The 23,315-nt window shown below is 62.6% G+C and carries 20 protein-coding genes and 1 tRNA gene; 17 read left to right on the top strand and 4 right to left on the bottom strand.

What is annotated here, in order from left to right:
- Positions 1 to 424: 424 nt before the first annotated feature.
- On the top strand, positions 425 to 877 hold the full coding sequence (locus AN189_RS01030) for a hypothetical protein (RefSeq protein ID WP_216597714.1): 453 nt from the start codon (positions 425 to 427) through the stop codon (positions 875 to 877).
- A 113-nt stretch (positions 878 to 990) separates the two neighbouring features.
- Here AN189_RS01030 and AN189_RS01025 read toward each other — a convergent pair.
- Positions 991 to 1,076: transfer RNA gene (locus AN189_RS01025), tRNA-Leu, on the bottom strand.
- A gap of 149 nt (positions 1,077 to 1,225) precedes the next feature.
- On the opposite strand from AN189_RS01025, the gene AN189_RS01020 reads away from it, so the two are divergent.
- Positions 1,226 to 2,209, top strand: coding sequence for a complex I NDUFA9 subunit family protein (locus AN189_RS01020; protein ID WP_056029659.1), 984 nt, complete (start codon positions 1,226 to 1,228; stop codon positions 2,207 to 2,209).
- Here AN189_RS01020 and AN189_RS01015 read toward each other — a convergent pair.
- The gene (locus tag AN189_RS01015; RefSeq protein WP_056030654.1) at positions 2,175 to 3,005 is read right to left on the bottom strand and encodes an undecaprenyl-diphosphate phosphatase; all 831 of its coding nucleotides are present in this window, start codon (positions 3,003 to 3,005) and stop codon (positions 2,175 to 2,177) included. The two genes, AN189_RS01020 and AN189_RS01015, sit on opposite strands and share 35 nt — an antisense overlap.
- A 230-nt stretch (positions 3,006 to 3,235) precedes the next feature.
- Here AN189_RS01015 and AN189_RS01010 point away from each other — a divergent pair, with 230 nt between their 5' ends.
- From AN189_RS01010 to AN189_RS00970, 9 genes are all read left to right on the top strand, one after another.
- Positions 3,236 to 4,711: an NAD(P)-dependent oxidoreductase gene (locus AN189_RS01010; protein ID WP_056030651.1), complete on the top strand. Its 1,476-nt coding sequence runs from the start codon at positions 3,236 to 3,238 to the stop codon at positions 4,709 to 4,711.
- Complete coding sequence (locus AN189_RS01005) at positions 4,708 to 5,412, top strand: hypothetical protein (RefSeq protein WP_056029656.1); 705 nt, start codon at positions 4,708 to 4,710, stop codon at positions 5,410 to 5,412. The genes AN189_RS01010 and AN189_RS01005 overlap by 4 nt, the downstream gene beginning before the upstream one ends.
- Complete coding sequence (gene gltB / locus AN189_RS01000) at positions 5,409 to 9,941, top strand: glutamate synthase large subunit (protein ID WP_056029653.1); 4,533 nt, start codon at positions 5,409 to 5,411, stop codon at positions 9,939 to 9,941. The genes AN189_RS01005 and gltB overlap by 4 nt, the downstream gene beginning before the upstream one ends.
- 168 nt (positions 9,942 to 10,109) lie before the next feature.
- Positions 10,110 to 10,766, top strand: coding sequence for a monofunctional biosynthetic peptidoglycan transglycosylase (gene mtgA / locus AN189_RS00995; protein ID WP_253279536.1), 657 nt, complete (start codon positions 10,110 to 10,112; stop codon positions 10,764 to 10,766).
- A 55-nt stretch (positions 10,767 to 10,821) separates the two neighbouring features.
- Complete coding sequence (locus AN189_RS00990; protein WP_056029647.1) at positions 10,822 to 11,487, top strand: glutathione S-transferase family protein; 666 nt, start codon at positions 10,822 to 10,824, stop codon at positions 11,485 to 11,487.
- A 78-nt stretch (positions 11,488 to 11,565) separates the two neighbouring features.
- Positions 11,566 to 12,621 (top strand): tRNA epoxyqueuosine(34) reductase QueG, encoded by a 1,056-nt coding sequence (gene queG, locus AN189_RS00985; protein ID WP_056029644.1) that lies wholly within the window; start codon positions 11,566 to 11,568, stop codon positions 12,619 to 12,621.
- On the top strand, positions 12,618 to 13,775 hold the full coding sequence (locus AN189_RS00980) for a PQQ-dependent sugar dehydrogenase (protein WP_056029641.1): 1,158 nt from the start codon (positions 12,618 to 12,620) through the stop codon (positions 13,773 to 13,775). The genes queG and AN189_RS00980 overlap by 4 nt, the downstream gene beginning before the upstream one ends.
- On the top strand, positions 13,772 to 14,770 hold the full coding sequence (locus AN189_RS00975) for a phosphatase domain-containing protein (protein ID WP_056029638.1): 999 nt from the start codon (positions 13,772 to 13,774) through the stop codon (positions 14,768 to 14,770). Before AN189_RS00980 ends, AN189_RS00975 begins: the two co-directional genes overlap by 4 nt.
- Positions 14,771 to 14,825: 55 nt before the next feature.
- Positions 14,826 to 15,749: a DMT family transporter gene (locus AN189_RS00970; protein WP_056029635.1), complete on the top strand. Its 924-nt coding sequence runs from the start codon at positions 14,826 to 14,828 to the stop codon at positions 15,747 to 15,749.
- Here the strand turns inward: AN189_RS00970 and AN189_RS00965 are convergent.
- Entirely contained in the window at positions 15,746 to 16,651 is a 906-nt protein-coding gene (locus AN189_RS00965; protein WP_253279520.1) for a formate/nitrite transporter family protein, read from the bottom strand. The two genes, AN189_RS00970 and AN189_RS00965, sit on opposite strands and share 4 nt — an antisense overlap.
- Positions 16,652 to 16,774: 123 nt before the next feature.
- Positions 16,775 to 17,644, bottom strand: coding sequence for a branched-chain amino acid aminotransferase (locus tag AN189_RS00960; RefSeq protein WP_056029632.1), 870 nt, complete (start codon positions 17,642 to 17,644; stop codon positions 16,775 to 16,777).
- 211 nt (positions 17,645 to 17,855) lie between these two features.
- Between AN189_RS00960 and AN189_RS00955 the strand changes: the two genes are divergently transcribed.
- The 6 genes from AN189_RS00955 to dxs all read left to right on the top strand — a co-directional run bounded on the left by AN189_RS00955 (position 17,856) and on the right by dxs (position 23,170).
- Positions 17,856 to 18,368 (top strand): MarR family winged helix-turn-helix transcriptional regulator, encoded by a 513-nt coding sequence (locus AN189_RS00955; RefSeq protein WP_056030646.1) that lies wholly within the window; start codon positions 17,856 to 17,858, stop codon positions 18,366 to 18,368.
- The gene (locus tag AN189_RS00950; protein WP_056029629.1) at positions 18,358 to 19,059 is read left to right on the top strand and encodes a response regulator; all 702 of its coding nucleotides are present in this window, start codon (positions 18,358 to 18,360) and stop codon (positions 19,057 to 19,059) included. Before AN189_RS00955 ends, AN189_RS00950 begins: the two co-directional genes overlap by 11 nt.
- 165 nt (positions 19,060 to 19,224) lie before the next feature.
- Positions 19,225 to 20,154: a histone deacetylase family protein gene (locus AN189_RS00945; protein WP_056029626.1), complete on the top strand. Its 930-nt coding sequence runs from the start codon at positions 19,225 to 19,227 to the stop codon at positions 20,152 to 20,154.
- Positions 20,147 to 20,386 carry an exodeoxyribonuclease VII small subunit gene (locus tag AN189_RS00940; RefSeq protein ID WP_056029623.1) on the top strand — a complete coding sequence of 80 codons (240 nt, stop codon included), beginning with the start codon at positions 20,147 to 20,149 and terminating at the stop codon, positions 20,384 to 20,386. Before AN189_RS00945 ends, AN189_RS00940 begins: the two co-directional genes overlap by 8 nt.
- Complete coding sequence (locus tag AN189_RS00935) at positions 20,386 to 21,249, top strand: polyprenyl synthetase family protein (RefSeq protein ID WP_056029620.1); 864 nt, start codon at positions 20,386 to 20,388, stop codon at positions 21,247 to 21,249. The genes AN189_RS00940 and AN189_RS00935 overlap by 1 nt, the downstream gene beginning before the upstream one ends.
- A 7-nt stretch (positions 21,250 to 21,256) precedes the next feature.
- The gene (dxs, locus tag AN189_RS00930) at positions 21,257 to 23,170 is read left to right on the top strand and encodes a 1-deoxy-D-xylulose-5-phosphate synthase (protein ID WP_056029617.1); all 1,914 of its coding nucleotides are present in this window, start codon (positions 21,257 to 21,259) and stop codon (positions 23,168 to 23,170) included.
- The last annotated feature ends 145 nt before the right edge of the window (positions 23,171 to 23,315 follow it).

The raw sequence follows: 23,315 nt of genomic DNA, 5'->3' as shown, positions 1-23,315 counted from the left end.
ACTGTGACGCCCAGCGCCATTTGCGGCCTGCCAAGCGGCACACTCATTAGGACATATCTACATCTAGCCATAGGCACATGGTTTTACGGGGCGCGATGAACGGGGGCTTTAAGCGTATGGGGGGGGTATCGCAAAGCCTGACGACGACGAAAAGAAAACCGGAGCTGGTCGTAGTTTTCCATGCCGTCAGTTTGGAGACAAAAAAGCGGGTCCGGTGCTTTGATTAATCGCCCTAACTTGCCAGTCGATTTGGACGAAAAGGATGAAACACATGGGCGGCATAGGAAGCGGCACCTACCTGCGATGCGGGACCAGATCCACAATCCACGATATGCGGGCGCTGCAAATTGGCAAGCTAGCCCGCAATGGCTGGCTGGAAAGCAACGGCACCTGCTCTTTCGCGTGGTCGCGCGCTGGGCAGAGGATGGGCGATATCATGGTCAGGGCGGCGGCGGGGCATGTTGTCCTGACCTATCGGACCAGAACAAACGGCGGTGACTGGCGGGATATGGATTACCCTGTGCAGATCGACTGGACCCCGTGCCACCTTGGCGGCACCCGCGCGTGGTTCCTGTGCCCAGCGCGAGGGTGCGGTCGTAGGGTCGCCACACTCTATGGCGGCGCTGTCTTTGCCTGTCGGCACTGTCACGGTTTGGCCTACCCATCCGAAAATGAAAGCGCACGCGACCGTGCCGCGCGCCGTGCCGACAAGCTACGCGAAAGGCTGGGCTGGCCTGTCGGGATTTTCAACGGATCGAACTGGGGACGCCCAAAGGGGATGCATCGCGCGACCTACTGGCGTCTGGTTAGAGAATACGACGCACTCGAAGCGCACGCCCTTGGCAGCATCATGGACTGGGTGCATCGATTCCGCTGAACCCATGACGAACAACAGGCCGTCAGCGGATGCAGAAAGGGGGATGCAGAGGGGGATAGACGGCAGGCCACCTAGCCCAGATTGCTGTTATCGTTCAACTATTTGGATTTAAGTGGTGCCCAGGAGAGGACTCGAACCTCCACACCGTTGCCAGTACTAGCACCTGAAGCTAGCGCGTCTACCATTCCGCCACCTGGGCAGGTCACGTGAAGGGCGATTTAGAAGGAGTGTGGGGGACTGTAAACCCCCCTTTTTGCGTCACACTCACGATTTTGCCGCAGCGCCTTTCGTCTTGCTCGTGGGCGGGGTGCAGTTTACATCGGCGGGGTACTGCAAAAGAGGCGTCCCATGTCCAAGCTCGTTACGATTTTCGGTGGATCCGGCTTTGTCGGTCGTTACATCGCGCGCAGGCTGGCTCAGGACGGGTGGCGCATCCGCGTGGCCTGCCGCACCCCGAACGAGGCGATGTTCGTGCGCACCTATGGTGTGGTCGGACAGGTCGAACCCGTGTTCTGCAACGTGCGCGACGATGATTCCGTGCGCGCGGTGACGCGCGGTGCCGATGCGGTCGTGAATTGCGTGGGTGTGCTTGCCGAAAAGGGTAAGAACACATTCAAGGCGCTTCAGGCCGAGGCCCCGGGCCGGATCGCCCGGATTGCCGCCCAAGAGGGCATCAACCGGATGGTGCAGATTTCCGCCATCGGTGCCGATGCAGATGCGGACAGTGACTATGCCAAGACCAAGGCGCTGGGCGAACAGGCGTTGCTGGAACATCAGCCCGGTGCCGTGATCCTGCGCCCCTCGATCGTGTTCGGACCAGAGGACGAATTCTTTAACCGCTTTGCGGGCATGTCCCGGATGGGTCCGGTTTTGCCGGTGGTGGGTGCGGATACGTTGTTCCAGCCCGTATACGTTGATGACGTGGCCAGTGCGGTTTCCGTGGCCCTGCGCGATCCATCGGTCGCCGGCGTCTTTGAGTTGGGCGGCCCGGATGTGGCGTCGTTCCGCGAATTGATGCGCCAGATGCTGCAGACCATCAACCGCAACAACATGGTCATGAACATCCCGTTTTTCATGGCGCGCATCATGGCCGCTGCATTCGGTCTGCTGAACAAGGTGACCTTTGGTCTCGCCCCGGCCCCGCTGACGACCGATCAGGTCAAGAACCTTGCGATTGACAACGTGGTGTCCGACGGTGCGCGTGGCTTTGCCGATCTGGGGCTGACGCCCACGTCGCTGGAATCGGTGCTGCCCGACTATCTGTGGCGGTTCCGCCCGTCGGGTCAGTATGCCGCGATCAAGAACTCGGCAAAGAACCTCCGCCAGTCATAGCAATGATCAGCAGGATCGCACCCAGTGCGACCCTGTAGACCACATAGGGCGTATAGCTGACCGACCGCAGCAGGCGCATCATCAGCGTCAATGCGGCGAGGGCCGCGACGCAGGACAGCCCGGCCACGATTGCGATATCGGACCACAGGCCCGGTGTGGTGTCACCGATCACATCCAGCGCCAGCAACGACCCTGATGCCAGGATCGTCGGAATGGACATCAGCATGGACAGCCGTGCTGCATCGGTTCGGGTATAGCCCAATGTCCGCGCGCCCGTGATGGTGATGCCAGACCGCGATGTGCCGGGGATCAGTGCGACGACCTGCCACAATCCCATGATGACGGCGTGTTTCATCGTCCATTGGGGTGCCGTCCGTGTTTCCGGGTTCGTCTGATCGGCGCGATACAACACGATGCCAAAGACGATAAACGCGAGTGCGATGACAACCATGCTGTCGCGGATCAGATCAGCAAGTCCGGTGACCTTCAGAATCAGTCCCGCAAGGATGACCGGGATCGTCGCAACCATCAGGCACAGCGCCAGCCATGCGCCCTGCGTGTCGACCTTGCCCCGGATCAGGCGCGACAGCCCTGACAGCGCCATGCGCACATCGGTCCAGAAAAACAGGACAACGGCGACCAATGTGCCCAGATGCGCCGCCACATCGATGGCCAATCCCTGCGCGGGTTCGCCCGTCAACAAAGGCAAGAGCACAAGATGCCCCGAGGACGAGACCGGCAGAAATTCGGTCACGCCTTGGATCAAGGCCACCAGCACCAGAGTAAAGAGCGTCATTGCGCAGTCACCTTTGTCCGCCATTCATGATTCGTCGCCACATTAGCCGACGCGGGCAATGTCGCCAGACCGAAGATAGGTATCGCATCGGACCTAATTTCCGGTGCTTTTTCGCCTACCTCGGTGCTGAGCCGGTGAAAAATTCATTAATAGGACAGCACTGCTGACTTTTCATTGTGATGAGCCTCGCGTAAGACGCTGCAAAAGACATACAGATGCGGAGTGTGACCATGGCCGGCGAAAAGATGTTGAAGTTTACCACTGTCAGCCGTGACATGCCCGAAAAGCGTCCGCCTGACCTGCGCAACAAGGATTTCGGCGAAATCTACGCCGAATATGCGACCGCCAAGGCCGCAGAGCAGGCCAGCCGGTGCAGCCAGTGCGGCGTGCCATACTGTCAGTCGCATTGCCCGTTGCACAACAACATCCCCGACTGGTTGCGCCTGACCGCCGAGGGCCGCCTGCAAGAGGCCTATGAGGTGTCTCAGGCGACGAACACATTCCCGGAAATCTGCGGTCGCATCTGTCCGCAGGATCGCCTGTGCGAGGGGAACTGCGTCATCGAACAATCCGGCCACGGCACGGTGACCATCGGGTCGGTCGAGAAATACATCACCGACACCGCATTCGAGGAAGGCTGGGTCAAACCGATCCGTCCCCACGCCGAACGCAGCGAATCTGTCGGTATCATCGGTGCAGGCCCCGGCGGCCTTGCTGCCGCCGACATGCTGCGCCGTCAGGGCGTGCAGGTCACCGTCTATGACCGCTATGACCGCGGGGGCGGCCTGCTGACCTACGGCATCCCCGGGTTCAAGCTGGAAAAAGACGTCGTGATGAAACGGATGGCCCAGCTCGAGGATGGTGGCGTCGAATTCCGCCTGAACTGCAATGTGGGTGAGGACATTACCTTTGACGCGATCCGTGGCAAACATGACGCAGTGCTGATCGCCACCGGCGTCTATAAAACACGCGAGTTGGACAATCCGGGATCAGAGGCCGACGGCATCGTCCGCGCGATCGACTATCTGACGGCCTCGAACAAGGTCAGCTTTGGTGACACGGTGCCCGAATTCGACAGTGGTGAACTGAACGCATCGGGTAAAAAGGTCGTCGTGATCGGTGGTGGCGACACGGCCATGGACTGCGTCCGCACGGCCATTCGTCAGGGCGCGACATCGGTCAAATGCCTGTATCGCCGCGACAAGCAGAACATGCCCGGTTCGCAACGCGAAGTGCAGAACGCCGAAGAAGAAGGCGTCGAATTCGTCTGGCTGTCCGCGCCCAAGATGTTCGTCGATGACGCCGCCCAGATGAATGTGGACACGCCAGCCCCCATCAGTGGCCCGCTGCGCGGCGTTGTGGTGGACAAGATGCGTCTGGGTCAGCCCGACGCCACCGGCCGCCAAAGCCCGGAACTGATCGCGGGTGCCCATTACGTCGAAGAGGCCGATCTGGTCGTCAAGGCGCTGGGCTTTGAACCCGAGGACCTGCCGGCCCTGTGGGGTGTCGAAGGTCTGGAGGTCACGCGCTGGGGCACGGTCAAGGCGGATTTCACCACCGGAAAGACATCGCTGGACGGTGTCTTTGCGGCGGGCGACATCGTGCGCGGTGCCAGCCTCGTGGTCTGGGCAATTCGCGACGGGCGCGACTGCGCCACCGCGATCCTGGACTACCTGTCGCAATCTGACGCGGTTGCCGCAGAATGATCCGCACGGGCGCATTGCTTTGCGTCCTGGCCGGGCCTGTCACAGCACAGGCCCCGGACACGTTCAGCCTGCCCGCAGGTTGCGATGCCTTTGTGACAATCCAGTCGCGCAGCTGTTCGGTGGAACATCATTTCACCTGTTCGGGCGATGCCGAGGGTGTCAAACGGCGCGTCAGCCTGAGCGAGGACGGCCTGACCTACGCCGGCAGCACCGATAAAGAGGCGCAATGGCTGGACAGTTTCCATCCGTTCACGGGTCATTCCGAACAGCTGGAATCCAGCCCGGCCGACCCTGCGTCCCTGACAGAACTGCTGGAAACCGGGCGCGACAGCTATGACTTTACCACGCTGTCCGATCAGGTCGGTCCCACCCGCTATGTGGGCGAGGATACGCTGACCGGCGAGGTGGTGACGATTGATGACGTGACCCTGCGGCGCACCGCCTACCAGATCACCGCCTATGCCGCCGACGGCACCGAATTGTGGTCCTCGGCCGGGAACGAATACGTCAGCGACGACTGGCGCATGTTCATCGGCGGCACGGGCCGCGTCACGGTGCCCGGCGATGCCTACGACAAAAACGACAGTCCGGTCGAATTCATCTTTCCCGGTGAACCCGGTTTCCTGTCTGCCAACCCCAAACACGATTGCGGCGTGATGCTGTCGCAACTGATTGCCCCCATTCAAGGAGAGATTTCATGACAACCTATGATGACGCCTGGGTGGCTGCCGAAGAAGCCAAGCGCGCATGGATGGCTGAAAACGGCCTGTACCGCGATGACGACGAACACTCCTCCTGCGGGGTCGGCCTGGTCGTGTCGATCAAAGGCGAGCGCAGCCGCGATGTCGTCGAAAAGGGGATCAACGCGCTCAAGGCGATCTGGCACCGTGGTGCTGTCGATGCCGACGGCAAGACGGGTGACGGTGCGGGTATCCACATCCAGATCCCGGCCCCCTTCTTTGAGGACCAGATTCGCCGCACCGGCCACGAACCGCAACCGGGCGAACGCATCGCCGTGGGTCAGATTTTCCTGCCGCGCACCGACTTTGCCAGCCAGGAACGCTGCCGCACGATCGTCGAATCCGAAGTGCTGCGCATGGGTCATTACATCTATGGCTGGCGTCATGTCCCCGTGAACACCGAAGTGCTGGGCGAAAAGGCCAACGCCACCCGCCCCGAAATCGAACAGATCATCGTCCGCTGCCGCCCCGGCATCGACGAAGAAGCGTTCGAGCGCGAATTGTATATCGTCCGCCGTCGCATCGAAAAGGCCGTGACCGCCAGCGGTGCCAACGGGTTCTATATCTGCAGCCTGTCCACCCGGTCGATCATCTACAAGGGCATGATGCTGGCCGAACAGGTCGCGACCTTTTACCCCGACCTGATGGACGAACGGTTTGAATCCGCCTTTGCCATCTATCACCAGCGCTATTCCACCAACACCTTCCCGCAGTGGTCGCTGGCGCAGCCGTTCCGCATGCTGGCGCACAACGGTGAAATCAACACGCTCAAGGGCAACGTGAACTGGATGCGCAGCCACGAGATCCGTATGGCGTCCAGCGCGTTCGGTGACGCGGCAGAGGATATCAAGCCGATCATCCCGTCAGGGTCGTCCGATTCCGCCGCCCTGGATTCCGTGTTCGAGGTGCTGGTCCGCGCCGGTCGCAACGCGCCGATGGCGAAAACCATGCTGGTCCCAGAGGCATGGTCGAAACAGGCCGCCGAAATGCCGCAGGCGTTGCAGGACATGTATTCCTACTGCAACGCGGTGATGGAACCCTGGGACGGTCCCGCCGCCCTCGCCATGACCGATGGCCGCTGGGTCTGTGGCGGCCTCGACCGCAACGGTCTGCGCCCCCTGCGTTATGTCGTGACCGGCGACGGCCTGCTGATCGCTGGTTCCGAGGTGGGCATGGTCCAGATCGACGAATCCCGCGTCGTGGAAAAAGGCGCGCTTGGTCCGGGCCAGATGATCGCCGTCGATATGGAAACGCAGCGCCTGTTTCATGACGAAGAGCTGAAGAACGACCTGGCCTCGGCCCAACCCTTTGGGGATTGGGTGGAAAAGGTCGTCGAACTGTCCGACGCATTCCGCGAGACGGCAGAATTCGCCATCTACGAAGGCGACGAATTGCGCCGCCGCCAGCGCGCCGCCGGCTACAGCATCGAAGAGCTGGAACAGGTTCTGGCCCCGATGGCCGAGGACGGCAAGGAAATGATCGCGTCGATGGGCGACGACACACCCTCTGCGGTGCTGTCGACAACCTTCCGTCCACTGTCGCACTTCTTCCGCCAGAACTTCAGTCAGGTGACAAACCCGCCGATCGACAGCTTGCGCGAAAGCCGGGTGATGTCGCTGAAAACGCGCTTTGGAAACCTGAAAAACGTGCTGGATCAGGACAGCAGCCAGACCGAAATCATCGTCCTCGAAAGCCCGTTCATCGCGAACGCCGAATTCGAAAAGATGGTCGAACAGTTTGGCGATACGGTCGTGCACATCGATTGCACATTCGAATCGGGCGAACATGCCCTTGGTGACGCGCTGGCCCGGATCCGGGCCGAGGCAGAGGACGCCGTGCGCTCCGGCGCAGGGCACATCGTCCTGACCGACGCGCACCAGTCCGCCGAAAAGGTCGCGATGCCGATGATCCTGGCGACCTCTGCCGTGCATTCGCACCTGACCCGCAAGGGGTTGCGGACGTTCTGTTCGGTGAACGTGCGGTCTGCCGAATGTATCGACCCGCATTATTTCGCCGTGCTGATCGGCTGTGGTGCGACCACGGTGAACGCCTATCTGGCCCAGGATTCCATCGCCGACCGCGTGAACCGCGGCCTCGTCGAGGGGACCCTGACCGAGGCCGTCGCCCGCTATCGCAAGGCAATCGACGCGGGCCTGTTGAAAATCATGTCCAAGATGGGGATTTCCGTCCTGTCGTCCTACCGTGGCGGCCTGAACTTCGAGGCGGTCGGCCTGTCGCGCGCCATGTGCGCCGAATATTTCCCCGGCATGCATTCGCGCATTTCCGGTATCGGCATCAACGGTATCCAGGCCAAGCTGGAAGAGGTCCACGCCCACGGCTGGAAGCAATCGACAGACATCCTGCCCATCGGTGGGTTCTACAAATCCCGTCGTTCGGGGGAAAAGCACGCCTGGGAAGCGCAGACCATGCACATGCTGCAAGCGGCCTGTGCGAAATCGTCCTATGCCCTGTGGCAGCAGTATTCCAAGGCGCTTCAGGCGAACCCGCCGATCCATCTGCGTGACCTGCTGGCGATCAAGCCGCTGGGCAAGCCGATCCCGATCGAAGAGGTCGAATCGATCACGTCGATCCGCAAGCGTTTCGTGACCCCGGGCATGAGCCTTGGTGCCCTGTCACCAGAGGCGCACCGCACCCTGTCCATCGCGATGAACCGCATCGGTGCGAAATCCGACAGCGGCGAAGGTGGCGAAAGCCCGGATGATTTCACGCCCGATGCGAACGGCGACAACCGGTCTGCCAAGATCAAGCAGGTCGCATCCGGTCGCTTTGGCGTGACGGCGGAATATCTGCTGGCCTGCGAGGAACTGGAAATCAAGGTCGCCCAGGGTGCGAAGCCCGGCGAGGGTGGTCAGCTGCCCGGCATGAAGGTCACCGACCTGATCGCCAAGCTGCGCCATTCGACCAAAGGCGTGACGCTGATTTCACCGCCGCCGCACCATGACATCTATTCGATCGAGGATCTGGCGCAGCTGATCTACGACCTGAAACAGATCAACCCGCACTGCAAGGTGACGGTGAAACTGGTGGCATCCTCGGGCGTCGGCACGATCGCCGCCGGCGTGGCCAAGGCCAAGGCCGACATCATCCTGATCTCGGGTCACAACGGCGGGACAGGCGCGTCGCCAGGCACGTCGATCAAATACGCAGGCCTGCCGTGGGAAATGGGCCTGACCGAGGCGCATCAGGTTCTGGCCATGAACAACCTGCGGTCGCGTATCACGCTGCGCACCGACGGTGGTTTGCGGACGGGTCGTGACATCGTCATGGCCGCCATGCTGGGCGCAGAGGAATACGGCATCGGCACCGCCGCCCTGATCGCAATGGGGTGCATCATGGTGCGCCAGTGCCAGTCCAACACCTGCCCGGTCGGTGTCTGCACACAGGACGAAGCCCTGCGCGAGAAGTTCACCGGCAACGCCGACAAGGTGGTGAACCTCATCACCTTCTACGCGACCGAGGTCCGCGAAATCCTGGCATCCATCGGCGCGCGCAGCATTGCGGACGTGATCGGCCGCGCCGATCTGCTGACGCAGGTCAGCCGCGGGTCCGCGCATCTGGACGATCTGGACCTGAACCCGCTGTTGATTACTGTCGATGGGGCAAACCGGATCACCTATGACCGGCATCAGCCGCGCAACGCGGTCCTGGACACGCTGGACGTCGAAATCGTCAAGGACGCGGAACGTTTCCTCAAGGACGGTGAAAAGATGCAGCTGGAATACGCTGTGCAGAACACGCTGCGTACCATCGGCACGCGGACGTCGTCGCACATCGTGCAGCGTTTCGGGATGCGCAACAGCCTTCAGGACGACCATCTGACGGTGAAACTCAAGGGGGCCGCCGGTCAGTCGCTGGGTGCCTTTGCCGTTCACGGGCTCAAGCTGGAGGTGTCCGGCGATGCCAACGACTATGTGGGCAAGGGTCTGTCCGGCGGCACGATCATCGTGCGGCCGCCGATGCAATCCCCGCTGGTCGCTGCGAAAAACACCATCATCGGCAACACCGTGCTTTATGGTGCGACCGACGGTTACCTGTTCGCGGCGGGGCGCGCCGGTGAACGTTTTGCGGTGCGCAATTCCGGTGCCCATGTCGTGATCGAGGGCTGCGGCACCAACGGTTGCGAATATATGACCGGTGGCGTTGCGGTGATCCTGGGGTCGATCGGTGCCAACTTTGGCGCGGGTATGACAGGCGGCATGGCCTATCTGTATGACCCCGAGGGCACGGCGGCGGACCTGATGAACATGGAAACGCTGGTGACCTGCCCGGTCACGATGGATCACTGGACCAATCAGCTGCGGACCCTTGTTCAGCGCCACGCGGACGAGACCGGCAGCAAGAAGGCGCAGGAAATCCTGCAACATTGGGACGACGAACTGCGCAACTTTGTGCAGGTCTGCCCCAAGGAAATGCTGGCCAACCTGCCCGTCCCGCTCAGCGCCGAAGAGACCGCGATCCCGGCGGAATGACCTGATCGCCACAGCGCAGAACCAAACGCACGCCCCGCAGGATCACCTGCGGGGCGTTTGCACATCCGCTTGTCTTGACCCAGCGCACCGCGCCGTGGCTTATGCGGTATGGCGAAAAAGAAATCCGCGAAAACCAAGACGACCGACAAACCTGCCCTGGGACGTCGTATGCGCCGGGCCGTGACGCTGGGCCTTGTGGGGCTGTTGGGTCTCGTCGTTGTCTCGACGCTGGCCTACCGCGTGGTCGGTCCGCCCGTGACGCCCTACCAACTGGCCGAAGGCTGGCGTCTGGGCGGCACTGAACGGCATTGGGTCGCAATGGACGACATCGCCCCTGTCATGGCCCGGTCCGTTGTCGCGGCGGAGGACGCGAATTTCTGCCTGCATTGGGGGCTGGACGTGACCGCCATCCGCGCCGCGATGGAAGAGGGAGCCGCCCGTGGCGGATCGACCATCAGTCAGCAGGTGGTGAAAAATGTCTTTCTCTGGCAGGGTCGGTCCTGGGTGCGCAAGTCCATCGAGGCGATCTGGACACCCCTGGCAGAGGCGTTCTGGCCCAAGCGCAGGATGCTGGAGCTCTATCTGAACGTGGTCGAATTCGACACTGGTGTGTTCGGGGTCGGGGCTGCCGCGCCGCATTATTTTGGTGTCTCGGCGGCAGAGCTGTCCGACCTTCAGGCGGCCCGGCTGGCGATGGTCCTGCCCGATCCCAAGGGGCGCGACGCCGCCAATCCGACGGATTGGCAGCGCAGCCGGACCGCCAGCATCATGGACGGTGCCGCGACTATTCAGGCGGACGGCCGCGCGTCCTGTTTCGAGGATTGAACCGGGCCTGCGCTTGCGGCATTGAAGTGGGACCCAATATCCCTGCGAGAACCCCATGAACCGGCTGTATCATTACCCCTTGTCCCCTTTTTCCCGCAAAGTCCGTCTGAGCCTTGCGGAAAAGCGGATCGAGGTCGAGTTGACGCAGGAACGCTATTGGGAAAAAGACCCTGATTTCCTGCGCCGCAATCCGGCCGGCAAGGTCCCTGTGCTGCGGCTGGGCAACAAGCTGATGTCGGAAAGCACGGCGATCTGCGAATACCTCGAACAGGCCTATCCGAATCCACCGCTGCTGCCCCGCGATCCCGACGCCGCCTATGAGGCGCGCCGCCTGGTCGGCTGGTTCGACGATACGTTCTATCACGAATGCACGGTGAAACTGGTGGGGGAACGGGTCTTTCGCAAGGTGATGGGCACGGGATACCCGGATAGCACCAACGTCAAGGCCGGCAGCCGCGCGGTGCGGTTCCATCTGGATTACATGACGGGTCTGCTGGAAAAACGGCGCTGGCTGGCCGGCAACGAGATGACGCTGGCCGATTTCGCGGCGGCAGCACAGATTTCCTGCCTCGATTATATTTCCGATGTGGACTGGAACCGGTCCGAGGTGGTCAAGGATTGGTATGCCAAGATCAAGTCGCGGCCCGCGTTCCGCACGCTGCTGGCCGATCAGGTGCCCGGTTTTCTGCCACCCGCGCATTATGCCGATCTCGATTTTTGATGCGGGGGCGGGTGGGCCCGCCCACCCAACCCTTTTTGGGGGCTTTGCCCCCGTCCTGCGGACTCCCCCAGGATATTTATGACCAGAAGAAGCCCTGATCTGACCGAACGGTTGCGCCGCTTTGCGCTGGACGCCGGATTTGCCAAGGTGGGGATCTGCCGGCCTGACGCGGCGACCGGCCTGCCGGAGCGGTTGGCGGCCTTTGTTGCGGACGGACGGCATGGGCAAATGGCCTGGATGGCCGACCGCATGGCCTGGCGCGGTGATCCCGCGGCGCTGTGGCCGCAGGCCCGGTCCATCATCATGTTGGCCGAAAACTATGCGCCGGATGCCGACCCCCTGGTGGTGCTCGAGCAGCGTGATCGCGCCGCGATTTCGGTCTATGCGCAGGGGCGGGACTATCATGATGTGGTGAAAAAGCGGCTCAAGCAGGTGGGGCGCTGGTTGATCGACCAGTCGCCCGGTGCCGAGATCAAGGTCTTTGTCGATACCGCCCCGGTGATGGAAAAACCGCTGGCGCAGGCGGCGGGACTGGGCTGGCAAGGCAAGCATACCAACCTGCTGGCGCGCGATCTGGGGAATTGGGTGTTCCTCGGCGCGATCTTTACCACGCTGGAACTGGATGTGGATGCGCCCGAGCAGGACCATTGCGGCAGTTGTCGCAAGTGTCTGGATGTTTGCCCGACAGATGCCTTTCCGGCCCCGTTTCAACTGGATGCGCGGCGTTGCATTTCCTATCTGACCATCGAGCACCGCGGCCCGGTCGATCCGGATCTGCGTGCACGCATGGGCAACCGCATCTATGGTTGTGACGATTGCCTGGCCGTCTGTCCCTGGAACAAATTCGCCATTGCCGCCAAGGATGTGCGCCTCGCGGCCCGTGACGATCTGCGCGCGCCGCCGCTGGCCGAGCTTGCGGCCCTGGATGATGCGGGCTTTCGCGCGCGGTTTTCGGGATCGCCGATCAAACGGATCGGGCGGGACCGTTTCGTGCGCAATGTGTGCTATGCGATCGGCAATTCGGGGAACCCTGACCTGCGGTCGGCGTTGACCCCCCTGATGGATGATGCCGACCCCGTTGTGGCCGATGCCGCGCACTGGGCCTCGGCCCGATTGAACGGGGAGAGACCATGAGATTTGCTGCCATGATGATGATCCTGCCGACCCTGGCCTGCGCCCAGGTCGAGCAGGGTGCACCCAACACCGATTTCCAGCCGGCGTTCGCCAGCCAGACGCGGGCCCCTGCCTTGCCCGCGACACCTGTCACGACCAGCGTCATGGCAGAGGGTCTGGCGAATCCATGGGGTATCGCGGCATTGCCGGACGGGTCCTATCTGGTGACGGAACGGCCGGGCACATTGCGCCGGGTCAGTGCAGACGGCGCGCTGTCCGACCCCATTGCCGGGGTGCCGCAGGTCGATGCACGCGGGCAGGGTGGTTTGCTGGATGTGGCGATTGCGCCCGATTTCGCACAGACTGGCACGATCTATCTGACCTATGCCAAACGGTATGGCGGCGGCACGGGCACCGTCGCCGCGCGTGCGACGCTGACGGAAAATACCTTGTCCGGGGTGCAGGAAATCTTTGTGCAGACGCCGCCATCGCAGGCGACGATGCATTACGGCAGCCGTGTCGTGCCGACAGCGGATGGCAAGGTATTCATCACCACCGGTGAACACAGCACCCCCGCTGACCGCGTGCTGGCGCAGGATATCAACACGACCTACGGCAAGATCATCCGCCTGAATGCCGACGGCAGCGTGCCGTCTGACAACCCCTTTGTCGGGGCAGACGGGATCGACAGCATCTGGTCCTACGGTCATCGCAACGTGCAGGGGGCGGACATCGGTCCTGACGGTGCCCTGTGGACGATGGAACATGGTCCGCGCGGCGGGGACGAATTGAACCGCCCCGAGGCGGGCCTGAACTATGGCTGGCCCGTGATTTCCTATGGGGTCAACTACAGCGGTTCGCCCGTCGGGTCCGGCGAGGCTGTGCGTGAAGGCATGGAGCAGCCTGTCTATTACTGGGACCCCGTCATCGCGCCCGGCGGAATCGGATTCTATGACGGCGATTATGCCGACTGGCAGGATGATCTGTTCATCGCAGGCCTGAACCCGGGCGCGCTGGTGCGCCTGAAACTGCGGGATGGGCAGGTCGTGGGCGAAGAGCGCCTGCTGCGCGACCTCGGTCGCATCCGCGACGTCGAAGTGTTGGACAACGGTGAATTGCTGGTGTTGATCGACGCCGATCCGGGGTCCATCATCCGCGTCGTGCCGGGGCAATGATCAGACGTCTTGTCTTGCGTGGTGCTGCCGCTGTGGAACGCGCTGTGGAACGGGTGTTTTTCCGGGGTGATCTGACCCGGTTGGTGATCGAACCCTACCACGGCTATGCCACGCCCGAACATCTGATCGCGCGGGGACGCGTTCTGGCCTTGCGCGCGTCAGAGCGTACACCGGGCGGGGGGAGCCGGCTGGCCAATGCGCGGCAGATGTTGCGTCTGTTCGCCACGCATGAGGTGGCGGATGTCACCGTCAGCGCCGGTGATGTGACGGCAGTATCCGATGCCGAAGGGTATTTCACCCTGCTGTTGCCGCGCGACGCCCGGACCGGCTGGATCGACGTGACCGTCTCCACAGGTGACGTCACTGCGACCTGCCCGGTGCTGGTCGCTGATCCTGCGGCGCAGATGATGGTGGTGTCCGACATTGACGACACGATGATGCGCACGGGGGCCTATTCCACCCTGCGCAACCTGTGGACGTCCTTTACCGGCAGCGTCGAAAGCCGCGAAGTCTTTGGCGATGCGGTCGAACTGATGCGGATGTTGCATGCAGATGGCCGCAACCCTGTCTATTTCGTCAGCTCTTCGCCGTGGAATTTTCACGATTTTCTCGACGAAGTCTTTGCGCGGGCGGGGCTGCCGGTGGCCCCGAAATTCCTCAAGGATTACGGTTTCGGCAAGGATCAGTTCATCACGGCCAGCCATGGCAGCCACAAGGGCGATGCCGTGGACCGTCTGATGGCGGCCAACCCCGACCTGCCCGTGGTGTTGATCGGCGATACCGGCCAGCATGATGCGCATATCTATGCCGATGCCGCCATTCGCCACCCCGGCCGCGTCCTGCACGTCGTGTTGCGGACCACCGCCGATGGTCTGGATACGGACGACCAGCTTCAGATCGAACGGCTTGGGGCTGTGAACGTGCCTGTCAGCGTGTCGACGGATTATCGCAATGCGCTGGCGCGCCTCGCGGTTGCGGTCAGACCCGCCGCCTGACCCCCTTTCGGATGGTTTCGCCGGGGCGTAGGGTCGGCGAAAAAGGACCCGCCATATGCAACCCTTGCACGGTATCGCCTTCAAGATCCTTTCGGTTTGCCTGTTCGTCGCCATGTCCGCGCTGATCAAGGCCGCATCCGATCAGGTGCCGCCGGGTCAGGCCGTATTCTTTCGCTCGCTCTGTGCCTTGCCGGTGATTCTGGGCTGGCTTGCCATGCGGCACGAGTTGCGCACAGGCTGGCGCAGCGCCAATCCGATGGGTCATGTCTGGCGTGGGCTGGTGGGCACGACCGCGATGGGTCTGGGCTTTGCGGGTCTGGGGTTGTTGCCCCTGCCAGAGGTGACGGCCATCGGCTATGCCGCGCCGATGCTGGTGGTCGTTTTTGCCGCGATGTTCCTGAACGAACAGGTGGGCAAATTTCGTCTGACTGCCGTCGCCGTGGGCATGGCGGGTGTTCTGATCGTGCTGTCGCCGCGCCTGTCCATCGGGGCCAGTGCCAGCACGGCTGAAACGCTGGGGGCCGTTCTGGTGCTGATGGGGGCAATCTGTGCAGCACTCGCACAGGTTTTCGTGCGCAAGCTGGTCGCGACCGAATCCACCGCCGCCATCGTGTTCTGGTTTTCCGTGACCGCCACCTGTCTGTCGCTGCTGACCTTGCCGTGGGGCTGGACCGTCCCGTCGGCTGACCGGCTGGCCTTGCTGATCGTGGCGGGGCTGTTGGGTGGTCTGGGTCAGATTTTCCTGACCTCCAGCTACCGCTACGCCGAGGCGTCGCTGGTGGCGCCTTTTGACTATACCTCGATGCTGCTGGCGCTGATCGTGGGCTATGTGTTTTTTGACGAGGTGCCGACAGGGACCATGCTGATCGGTGCGGCCATCGTGATTGCGGCGGGCATCGGGATCATTCTGCGCGAACGCCATCTGGGTCTGCAACGGACCCGGCAACGCAAGGTCACCGGATCCGTCGGTCACAATTAATCGGCGCGGCGGGCGCGTACTTCTTCGCGGACCTGACCCCAGGTGATCAGGCTGAATACGATCGTGCCGCCGAACACGTTGCCCAGAAACACAGGTATCCAGAACCCGAACACCGCGTGGATGATCCCCATCTCGCCAATGACCAGCAGCAGTGCCATTTCGACGGACCCGGCGATGATATGGGTGAACCCACCCGCCGCGATCAGCCATGTCATGATCAGGATGATGAAAAAGTTGTTCACCTCGCCCGCGGCCAGCATCCAGACCAGCGCCGCAATCAGCAGACCAGCCGGGATCGCCTTGAAGAACGCGATCAGCGGCGGGTGTTCCGTCGCGTGTTTCGACACCACGATCATGGCGTCAACGACCTCTTGTTCGAATGCGGGGATAAAGGCGATAAAGATCGCCGCGATGAAACAGCCGATCAGGTTGGCTCCCACCACGATCGCCCACAACCGCGCAACACAGCCCAGCAGATACCGGCTTGGCCGTGCAAGAAACGGCAACACGGTTGTCAGCGTATTTTCGGTGAACAGCTGCATCCGCCCGATGATGACGATCAGAAAACCGAAGGTGTAGCCAAAGCTTTCGACCAGCGGCAGCCAGTCGGATTCCGGCAGATAGGCCCCGAAAATACCTTCGCCGATCACGGAAAAGCTGATGCAGACGCCGGCGGCGATGCCGGACCAGAACAGTGACGAAGTGGGCCGTTTCAGTTCCTCGTCGCCTTCGCGGCGGACGACCTGATAGACCAGCTTGGCGGACATGTGCGACGCCTCGCGCACCGCCTCTTCTTCGTCGGGTTCGTTGCTGGCCTGCTCTTCGCGGTCGGTCATGGCGGCCTGACGCTTGGCCTCGTTCGCCTCTACGGCGCGGCGGAATTCGGGGTCATCATCGGTCATGGTGCATCCTTCGCTTGATGATCACGAAGTGGTGCGACACCGCGCCGCGTCAAGCAGCATGCCCCTGATACACAGGCCCGCCCCCGGCAGCGGGGGCGGGCCTGGGCGTACCCGGTCAGACGATCAGGCGCGGACCAGCTTTTCGTAGTCGCTGGCGATGTCCAGCGTCAGCGCGCCAACCTCAAAGTTGTAGTCACCGATCTGGCCCACTGGCGTGACCTCTGCCGCGGTGCCGGTCAGCCAGCATTGCTGAAAGCTTTCCAGCTCTTCGGGCATGATGTGACGCTCGTGGACGGTGACGCCCTTGGCGCGCAGCGTCTTGATGACGGTCTGGCGCGTCAGGCCGTTCAGGAAACAATCGGCCAGCGGCGTATGCACTTCGCCGTCCTTGACGAAAAACAGGTTCGCGCCGGTGCATTCAGCGACATAGCCGCGATAGTCGAACATCAGCGCGTCCGAACATCCCTTGGCCTCTGCCGCGTGCTTGGACATGGTGCAGATCATGTACAGACCTGCGGCCTTGGCCTGGTGCGGGATCGTTTCGGGGCTGGGGCGTTTCCATTTGGCAATGTCCAGCTTGGCACCCTTGGTTTTCGCGTCGCCATAGTAGTTGCCCCAATGCCAGGCCGCGATGGCCACCTGCACAGGGTTGCGCGCGGATGCGACACCCATGTCGGGACCCGCACCGCGCCAGGCAAAGGCGCGCACATAGGCGTCGGTCAGGTTGTTGGCTGCCAGCACTTCGGCCTTGGCGGCCATCAGCTCCTCGACCGTGTAGGGGATCTGGAAATCAAGGCAGTTGGCCGAGAAATGCAGACGTTCCGCATGTTCGCGGTCCAGAAAGATCTTGCCGTTGTAGCAACGCTCGCCCTCGAATACGGAAGAGGCATAGTGCAGCGCATGGGTCAGCACGTGGACATTCGCCCCGCGCCAGTCCACCAGCTTGCCGTCCATCCAGATCTTGCCGTCGTGATCCGCGTATGAGCCTTCCATGTTCCACCCTCTGTTTTGCGTTTATGTCGCGAATAGTTCCGGTTCGGACATAATATTGCGTAAATGATGCGCGTTCGGTAGCAAGTGCTGCCAGTCATGTCAACAAGGCTGACGTATTTCGGGCACGGTCGCAATCTGCTGTCTTAAAAATCTTCTACAGCGGCGCTGGATTGCCCTATAACGGCGAAAAGTTCGCGAGAAGTTGGGATTCATGGCCTCTGACACCACTGCCCCCGCAGGCCGCAGCCTGCTGTTCCTGACCGATGATCAGCTGCGCAAGGGAATCGAGGCGATGTTCTTTGCCTACCGCGGCTTTACCGCCGATCCCGACCGCATTCTGGCCGAAAAGAACTATGGCCGCGCGCATCACCGGGCCATCCATTTTATTCACCGCAGCCCCGGCACCACGGTCAACAATCTGCTGTCGATCCTGGGGGTGACAAAGCAGTCGCTGAACCGTGTCCTGCGCACGCTGATCGCGGACGGTCTTGTGTCGTCTACCGTCGGCGCGCGCGACCGGCGTGAACGGCACCTGCATCTGACGCCAGAAGGTGCGGCGCTGGAACGCAGCCTTTCGGATGCGCAACGTGAACGGATGCGGGCCGCCTACCGGGCCGCAGGACCAGCCGCCGTGGCAGGTTTCAGAGAGGTGCTGGAGGCGATGATGGACGACGATATGCGACGCCAGTATCAGGCAATGGTGGATCAACCCGATGGACGTTGATGCACCGCACCTGCTGGTCGTCGATGATGACGAACGCATCCGCGACTTGCTGCGCAAATACCTCGTGCGGTCCGGTTTCCGGGTCACCTTGGCGCGGGATGCGGCCCATGCACGCCGCCTGCTGGCGGGGCTGGAATTCGATCTGATCGTGCTGGACGTGATGATGCCGGGCGAGGATGGCATCAGTTTCTGTCGCAGCCTGCGGTCGCAGCTGGGCACGCCCGTCCTGCTGCTGACGGCACGCGGCGAAACCGCGGACCGGATCGCGGGACTCGAGGCGGGTGCCGACGATTATCTGGCCAAACCCTTCGAACCCAAGGAATTGTTGTTGCGCATCAATGCCATCCTTCGGCGCGCCCCCAAGGAAGAAGCGCAGCCGATCGCGGTGACCGAGCTTACGATCGGCAGCTATACCTACGACATCACGCGGGGCGAAATCAGCAATGCCGCCGGTCCCCTGCGTCTGACGGCCACGGAAAGTCATCTGATGCGCATCTTTGCCGCGCGCCCGAACGAACCGGTGACCCGTCAACAACTGGTCGAGGAACTGAGCCGGTCGGGTGGGCAGACACAGGAGCGGGCGGTGGATGTGCAGATCACCCGCCTGCGCCGCAAGATCGAACCGGACCCCAAGCAACCGCGATACCTGCAAACGGTGCGTGGCGCAGGCTACATGCTGTCGCCCGACTGAGGCGGTTTGAAACAGCAGAGCGCGCTGTCGCGCGCACGTCTTTTCTGGCGCGCCTTGCAGCCTGAGCCCGTCATGGCGGCGGCAGATTGCCGGCTGGGTGTTTTTGAGTATTTTTGGCAAGATGATGCACTTGTCCTTTGACGCGCGTCAGGGTTTGCTGTGGTCATGAAAACAGCCTTGATCACACACCCCGATTGTCTGGATCACGTCACGCCGCCCGGCCATCCCGAACAGGTCGCGCGCATGGACGCCGTGGCGCAGGCCCTGCAGGATATGGACCTGAACCGCGTCACCGCACCGATGGCAGCCGAGGATGACGTGCTGCGGGTCCATCCGCATGCGCATATCGCGGCGCTGCGCCATGCTGCACCCGCGACCGGCTGGGTGTCACTGGATGCCGATACCCATATGTCACCCGGCACACTGTCCGCTGTCTGGCGTGGGGTGGGCGGTGCGGTCCGTGCTGTCGATATGGTGCTGGGTGGTCTGGCGCAGAACGCTTTTGTCGCGATGCGCCCGCCCGGACATCACGCGGAAAAGACGACACCGATGGGGTTCTGTTTTTTCGGCAACGTGGCGATCGCGGCGAAACATGCGCTGGATCATCACGGGCTGGGCCGGGTCGCGATCGTCGATTTCGACGTGCATCACGGCAACGGCACGCAGGATCTGGTCGAGGATGATCCGCGCATCCTGTTCTGTTCGACACACCAAAGTCCGCTGTATCCCGGCACCGGTCGCGCGGATGAAACCGGCGTTGCGGACAATGTCGTCAACGTCCCGCTGCCCGAGGGCACGGATGGTGCAGGTTTTCGTCGCGCGATCAACGATCACGTCCTGCCGCGCCTGCGGGATTTCAAGCCCGAGCTGATCCTGATGTCCGCCGGGTTCGATGCCCATGCTGCCGACCCGCTGGCGGGGCTGGAACTGGTCGAGGACGACTTTGCCTGGATTACCGCGCAGCTGTGTGATCTGGCCGATGCGTTCTGCGCCGGGCGGGTGGTGTCCTGTCTGGAGGGCGGCTATGACCTGACGGCGCTGGGCGCCTCTGCGGCGGCCCATGTCAAGGTTTTGAGGGAGCGATGTGATGGCTGATACGCCAGTGAACGAAATGACCTTTGAGGATGCGATCAAGGAGCTGGAGCGCGTCGTAGGCCAGCTGGAACGTGGCGATGTGGCGCTGGACGACAGTATCGCGCTGTATGAACGCGGTGCAGCACTCAAGGCGCGCTGCGAGGCGAAATTGTCCGAGGCCGAAGAAAAGGTCGCCAAGATCACCGTCGGTCCCGATGGGCAGGCCGCCGGTCTGGGTCCGCTTGATCCGTGATGTTCACCAACCAACTGGCGCTTGATGCCTCTGCCGCGATCCGGTTGATCGAGACCGCACTGGCACCGGGGGCGGATGTGCCGCTGCGCGAAGCGATGCTTTATGCGGTGCAGGGCGGCAAGGGCTTGCGGGCCTTTCTGGTGCGCGAGGGCGCGCGCCTGCACGGCGTTGGTGATCTGGCGGGGCATGCGGCCGCCGCGATCGAGGCGGTGCATGCCTACAGTCTGGTGCATGACGATCTGCCGGCGATGGACGACGACGATCTGCGCCGTGGCCAGCCGACCGTGCATCGCAAGTGGGACGAGGCAACGGCGATCCTGACGGGTGACGCCTTGCAATCACTGGCGTTTGAGCTGGTCTGCGAACCGGGATCGGGTGTGTCTGACGCAGCGCGCGCCAACCTGGCGCTGACCCTGGCGCAGGCGGCGGGCGCGCGCGGCATGGTGTTGGGGCAAGCGCTGGATATCGCCGCGGAAACGGGTCCGCCGCTGGATCTGGATGCGATCACGACGTTGCAGGCTGGCAAGACGGGTGCGCTGATCACATGGTCGGCCTGCGCCGGACCGCGGATCGCGGGTGACGACATCAGTGCGTTGCGGGCCTACGGTGACGCGCTGGGCCTTGCGTTCCAGATTGCCGATGACGTGCTGGACGCAACGGGCGACGCGGCCACAGTGGGCAAGGCCGTGGGCAAGGATGCGGACGCAGGCAAGGCCACATTCGTCTCGCTGCTGGGGCTCGATGGTGCGCGCGCGCGTGCGCATGATCTGGTGGAAAACGCCTGTGACGCATTGACCGATTACGGGTCCAGCGCCGATACCTTGAAAGAAGCCGCGCGATTCGTCATCGCGCGCGACAAGTGAGGACACCATGACCGACAGACCGAACACGCCCCTGCTGGACACGGTGCAATCCCCCGCCGACATGAAAAATCTCTCGAACCGCAAGCTGCAGCAGCTGGCCGACGAGGTGCGATCAGAAACCATCAGTGCCGTGTCCGTCACCGGCGGGCATCTGGGTGCGGGCCTTGGCGTTGTCGAAATGACCGTTGCCCTGCATGCCGTGTTCGATGCCCCCCGGGACAAGATCATCTGGGACGTCAGCCACCAGTGTTATCCGCACAAGATCCTGACCGGTCGCCGCGACCGCATCCGCACCCTGCGCCAAAAGGACGGGTTGTCGGGTTTTACCAAACGGTCAGAGAGTCCCTATGACCCCTTTGGTGCGGCGCATAGTTCGACCTCGATCAGTGCGGCGCTCGGCTTTGCGGTGGCGCGGGATCTGGGCGGTGACGTGGGTGATGCGGTGGCCATCATCGGTGACGGGTCGCTGTCCGCCGGCATGGCCTACGAGGCGCTGAACAACGCAGGCCATCTGGGCAAGCGTCTGATCGTGATCCTCAACGACAACGAAATGTCGATCGCGCCGCCGACGGGGGCGATGTCGTCCTATCTGTCGCGGCTCTATGCGGGGGCACCGTTCCAGGACCTCAAGGCCGCGGCCAAGGGGGCCGTGTCGTTCCTGCCGCCGCCCCTGCGCGAGGGTGCAAAACGCGCCAAGGACATGCTCAAGCACATGACCGTGGGCGGCACATTGTTCGAGGAACTGGGTTTTTCCTATGTCGGACCCATCGACGGGCACGATATGGATCAGCTGATGGCGGTGCTGCGCACGGTCAAGGAGCGCGCCGACGGCCCGATCCTGATCCACGCCATCACGACCAAGGGCAAGGGTTTCGCCCCGGCCGAATCCGCCGCAGACAAGGGCCACGCCCGCGGTAAATTCGATGTTGTCACCGGCGAGGTGCAAAAGGCGAAATCCAATGCGCCGTCCTATACATCGGTCTTTGCGAATGCGCTGATCGCGCTGGCTGATACCGACAGCCGGATCTGTGCGATCACGGCCGCCATGCCCGACGGCACCGGGCTGGACAAATTCATGAAACGCTACGCCAGCCGGTGTTTCGACGTAGGCATCGCTGAACAGCACGCGGTCACATTTGCTGCCGGGCTTGCGGCGGGGGGGATGAAACCTTTCTGCGCGCTTTATTCCACGTTCCTGCAACGCGGTTACGATCAGGTGGTGCATGACGTTGCCCTGCAACGTCTGCCGGTCCGCTTTGCCATCGACCGCGCCGGGCTGGTGGGTGCGGACGGGGCGACCCATGCGGGCAGCTTTGACGTGGCATTCCTGGCAAACCTGCCGGGTATCGTGGTGATGGCCGCGTCGGACGAGGCGGAACTGGTGCGCATGGTTGCCACTGCCGCCGCGCACGACAGCGGGCCGATTGCATTCAGGTTTCCCCGTGGCGAGGGTGTGGGCGTCGAGATGCCCGGCAACCCGCAGCCGCTGGAAATCGGCAAGGGCCGCATGATCCAGGAGGGCAGCGGCGTCGCGATCCTGTCGTTCGGCACCCGCCTGTCAGAGGTCCAGACCGCCGCCGAGGCATTGTCGGCCCGTGGGATCACGCCGACCATCGCGGACGCGCGCTTTGCCAAACCACTCGACCGGGACATGATCCTGCAATTGGCCGCCGATCACGACGCGCTGATCACGATCGAAGAGGGGGCCGTGGGCGGCTTTGGCAGCCACGTCGCGCAACTGCTGTCCGACGAAGGCGTTTTCGACAAGGGCCTGAAATTCCGGTCCATGTGCCTGCCCGACACGTTCATCGACCAGTCCAGCCCGGCGGACATGTATGCGATGGCGGGCCTGAACGCCGCCGATATCGAAGCCAAGGTGCTAAATGTCATGGGCGTCGAGGTAATCAGCAAACGCGCTTGATATTGCGCGTGCGCTGACGGGCAAAGCATCGTCTTGGACGTTTGCACTGTCGTGATGCGCGCGTACCGAAAATGGTCAACCTGTCTGGATAATTCAGACACCGCCGAGGGTCAGATCCAGACAGGACCATCGCTGAGAATGCGAT

Origin of the sequence: Loktanella sp. 3ANDIMAR09 (genome assembly GCF_001420005.1) — a bacterium.
Classification (GTDB): domain Bacteria; phylum Pseudomonadota; class Alphaproteobacteria; order Rhodobacterales; family Rhodobacteraceae; genus Loktanella.
This window is presented reverse-complemented; position numbering and strand designations above follow the sequence as displayed.

Bases quoted from the DNA above. Each gene is read 5' to 3' on its own strand.
- AN189_RS01030 (WP_216597714.1), top strand. From the start codon at position 425: ATGGGCGATATCATGGTCAGGGCGGCGGCGGGGCATGTTGTCCTGACC.
- AN189_RS01020 (WP_056029659.1), top strand. From the start codon at position 1,226: ATGTCCAAGCTCGTTACGATTTTCGGTGGATCCGGCTTTGTCGGTCGT.
- AN189_RS01015 (WP_056030654.1), bottom strand. From the start codon at position 3,005: ATGACGCTCTTTACTCTGGTGCTGGTGGCCTTGATCCAAGGCGTGACC.
- AN189_RS01010 (WP_056030651.1), top strand. From the start codon at position 3,236: ATGGCCGGCGAAAAGATGTTGAAGTTTACCACTGTCAGCCGTGACATG.
- AN189_RS01005 (WP_056029656.1), top strand. From the start codon at position 4,708: ATGATCCGCACGGGCGCATTGCTTTGCGTCCTGGCCGGGCCTGTCACA.
- gltB (WP_056029653.1), top strand. From the start codon at position 5,409: ATGACAACCTATGATGACGCCTGGGTGGCTGCCGAAGAAGCCAAGCGC.
- mtgA (WP_253279536.1), top strand. From the start codon at position 10,110: ATGCGCCGGGCCGTGACGCTGGGCCTTGTGGGGCTGTTGGGTCTCGTC.
- AN189_RS00990 (WP_056029647.1), top strand. From the start codon at position 10,822: ATGAACCGGCTGTATCATTACCCCTTGTCCCCTTTTTCCCGCAAAGTC.
- queG (WP_056029644.1), top strand. From the start codon at position 11,566: ATGACCAGAAGAAGCCCTGATCTGACCGAACGGTTGCGCCGCTTTGCG.
- AN189_RS00980 (WP_056029641.1), top strand. From the start codon at position 12,618: ATGAGATTTGCTGCCATGATGATGATCCTGCCGACCCTGGCCTGCGCC.
- AN189_RS00975 (WP_056029638.1), top strand. From the start codon at position 13,772: ATGATCAGACGTCTTGTCTTGCGTGGTGCTGCCGCTGTGGAACGCGCT.
- AN189_RS00970 (WP_056029635.1), top strand. From the start codon at position 14,826: ATGCAACCCTTGCACGGTATCGCCTTCAAGATCCTTTCGGTTTGCCTG.
- AN189_RS00965 (WP_253279520.1), bottom strand. From the start codon at position 16,651: ATGACCGATGATGACCCCGAATTCCGCCGCGCCGTAGAGGCGAACGAG.
- AN189_RS00960 (WP_056029632.1), bottom strand. From the start codon at position 17,644: ATGGAAGGCTCATACGCGGATCACGACGGCAAGATCTGGATGGACGGC.
- AN189_RS00955 (WP_056030646.1), top strand. From the start codon at position 17,856: ATGGCCTCTGACACCACTGCCCCCGCAGGCCGCAGCCTGCTGTTCCTG.
- AN189_RS00950 (WP_056029629.1), top strand. From the start codon at position 18,358: ATGGACGTTGATGCACCGCACCTGCTGGTCGTCGATGATGACGAACGC.
- AN189_RS00945 (WP_056029626.1), top strand. From the start codon at position 19,225: ATGAAAACAGCCTTGATCACACACCCCGATTGTCTGGATCACGTCACG.
- AN189_RS00940 (WP_056029623.1), top strand. From the start codon at position 20,147: ATGGCTGATACGCCAGTGAACGAAATGACCTTTGAGGATGCGATCAAG.
- AN189_RS00935 (WP_056029620.1), top strand. From the start codon at position 20,386: ATGTTCACCAACCAACTGGCGCTTGATGCCTCTGCCGCGATCCGGTTG.
- dxs (WP_056029617.1), top strand. From the start codon at position 21,257: ATGACCGACAGACCGAACACGCCCCTGCTGGACACGGTGCAATCCCCC.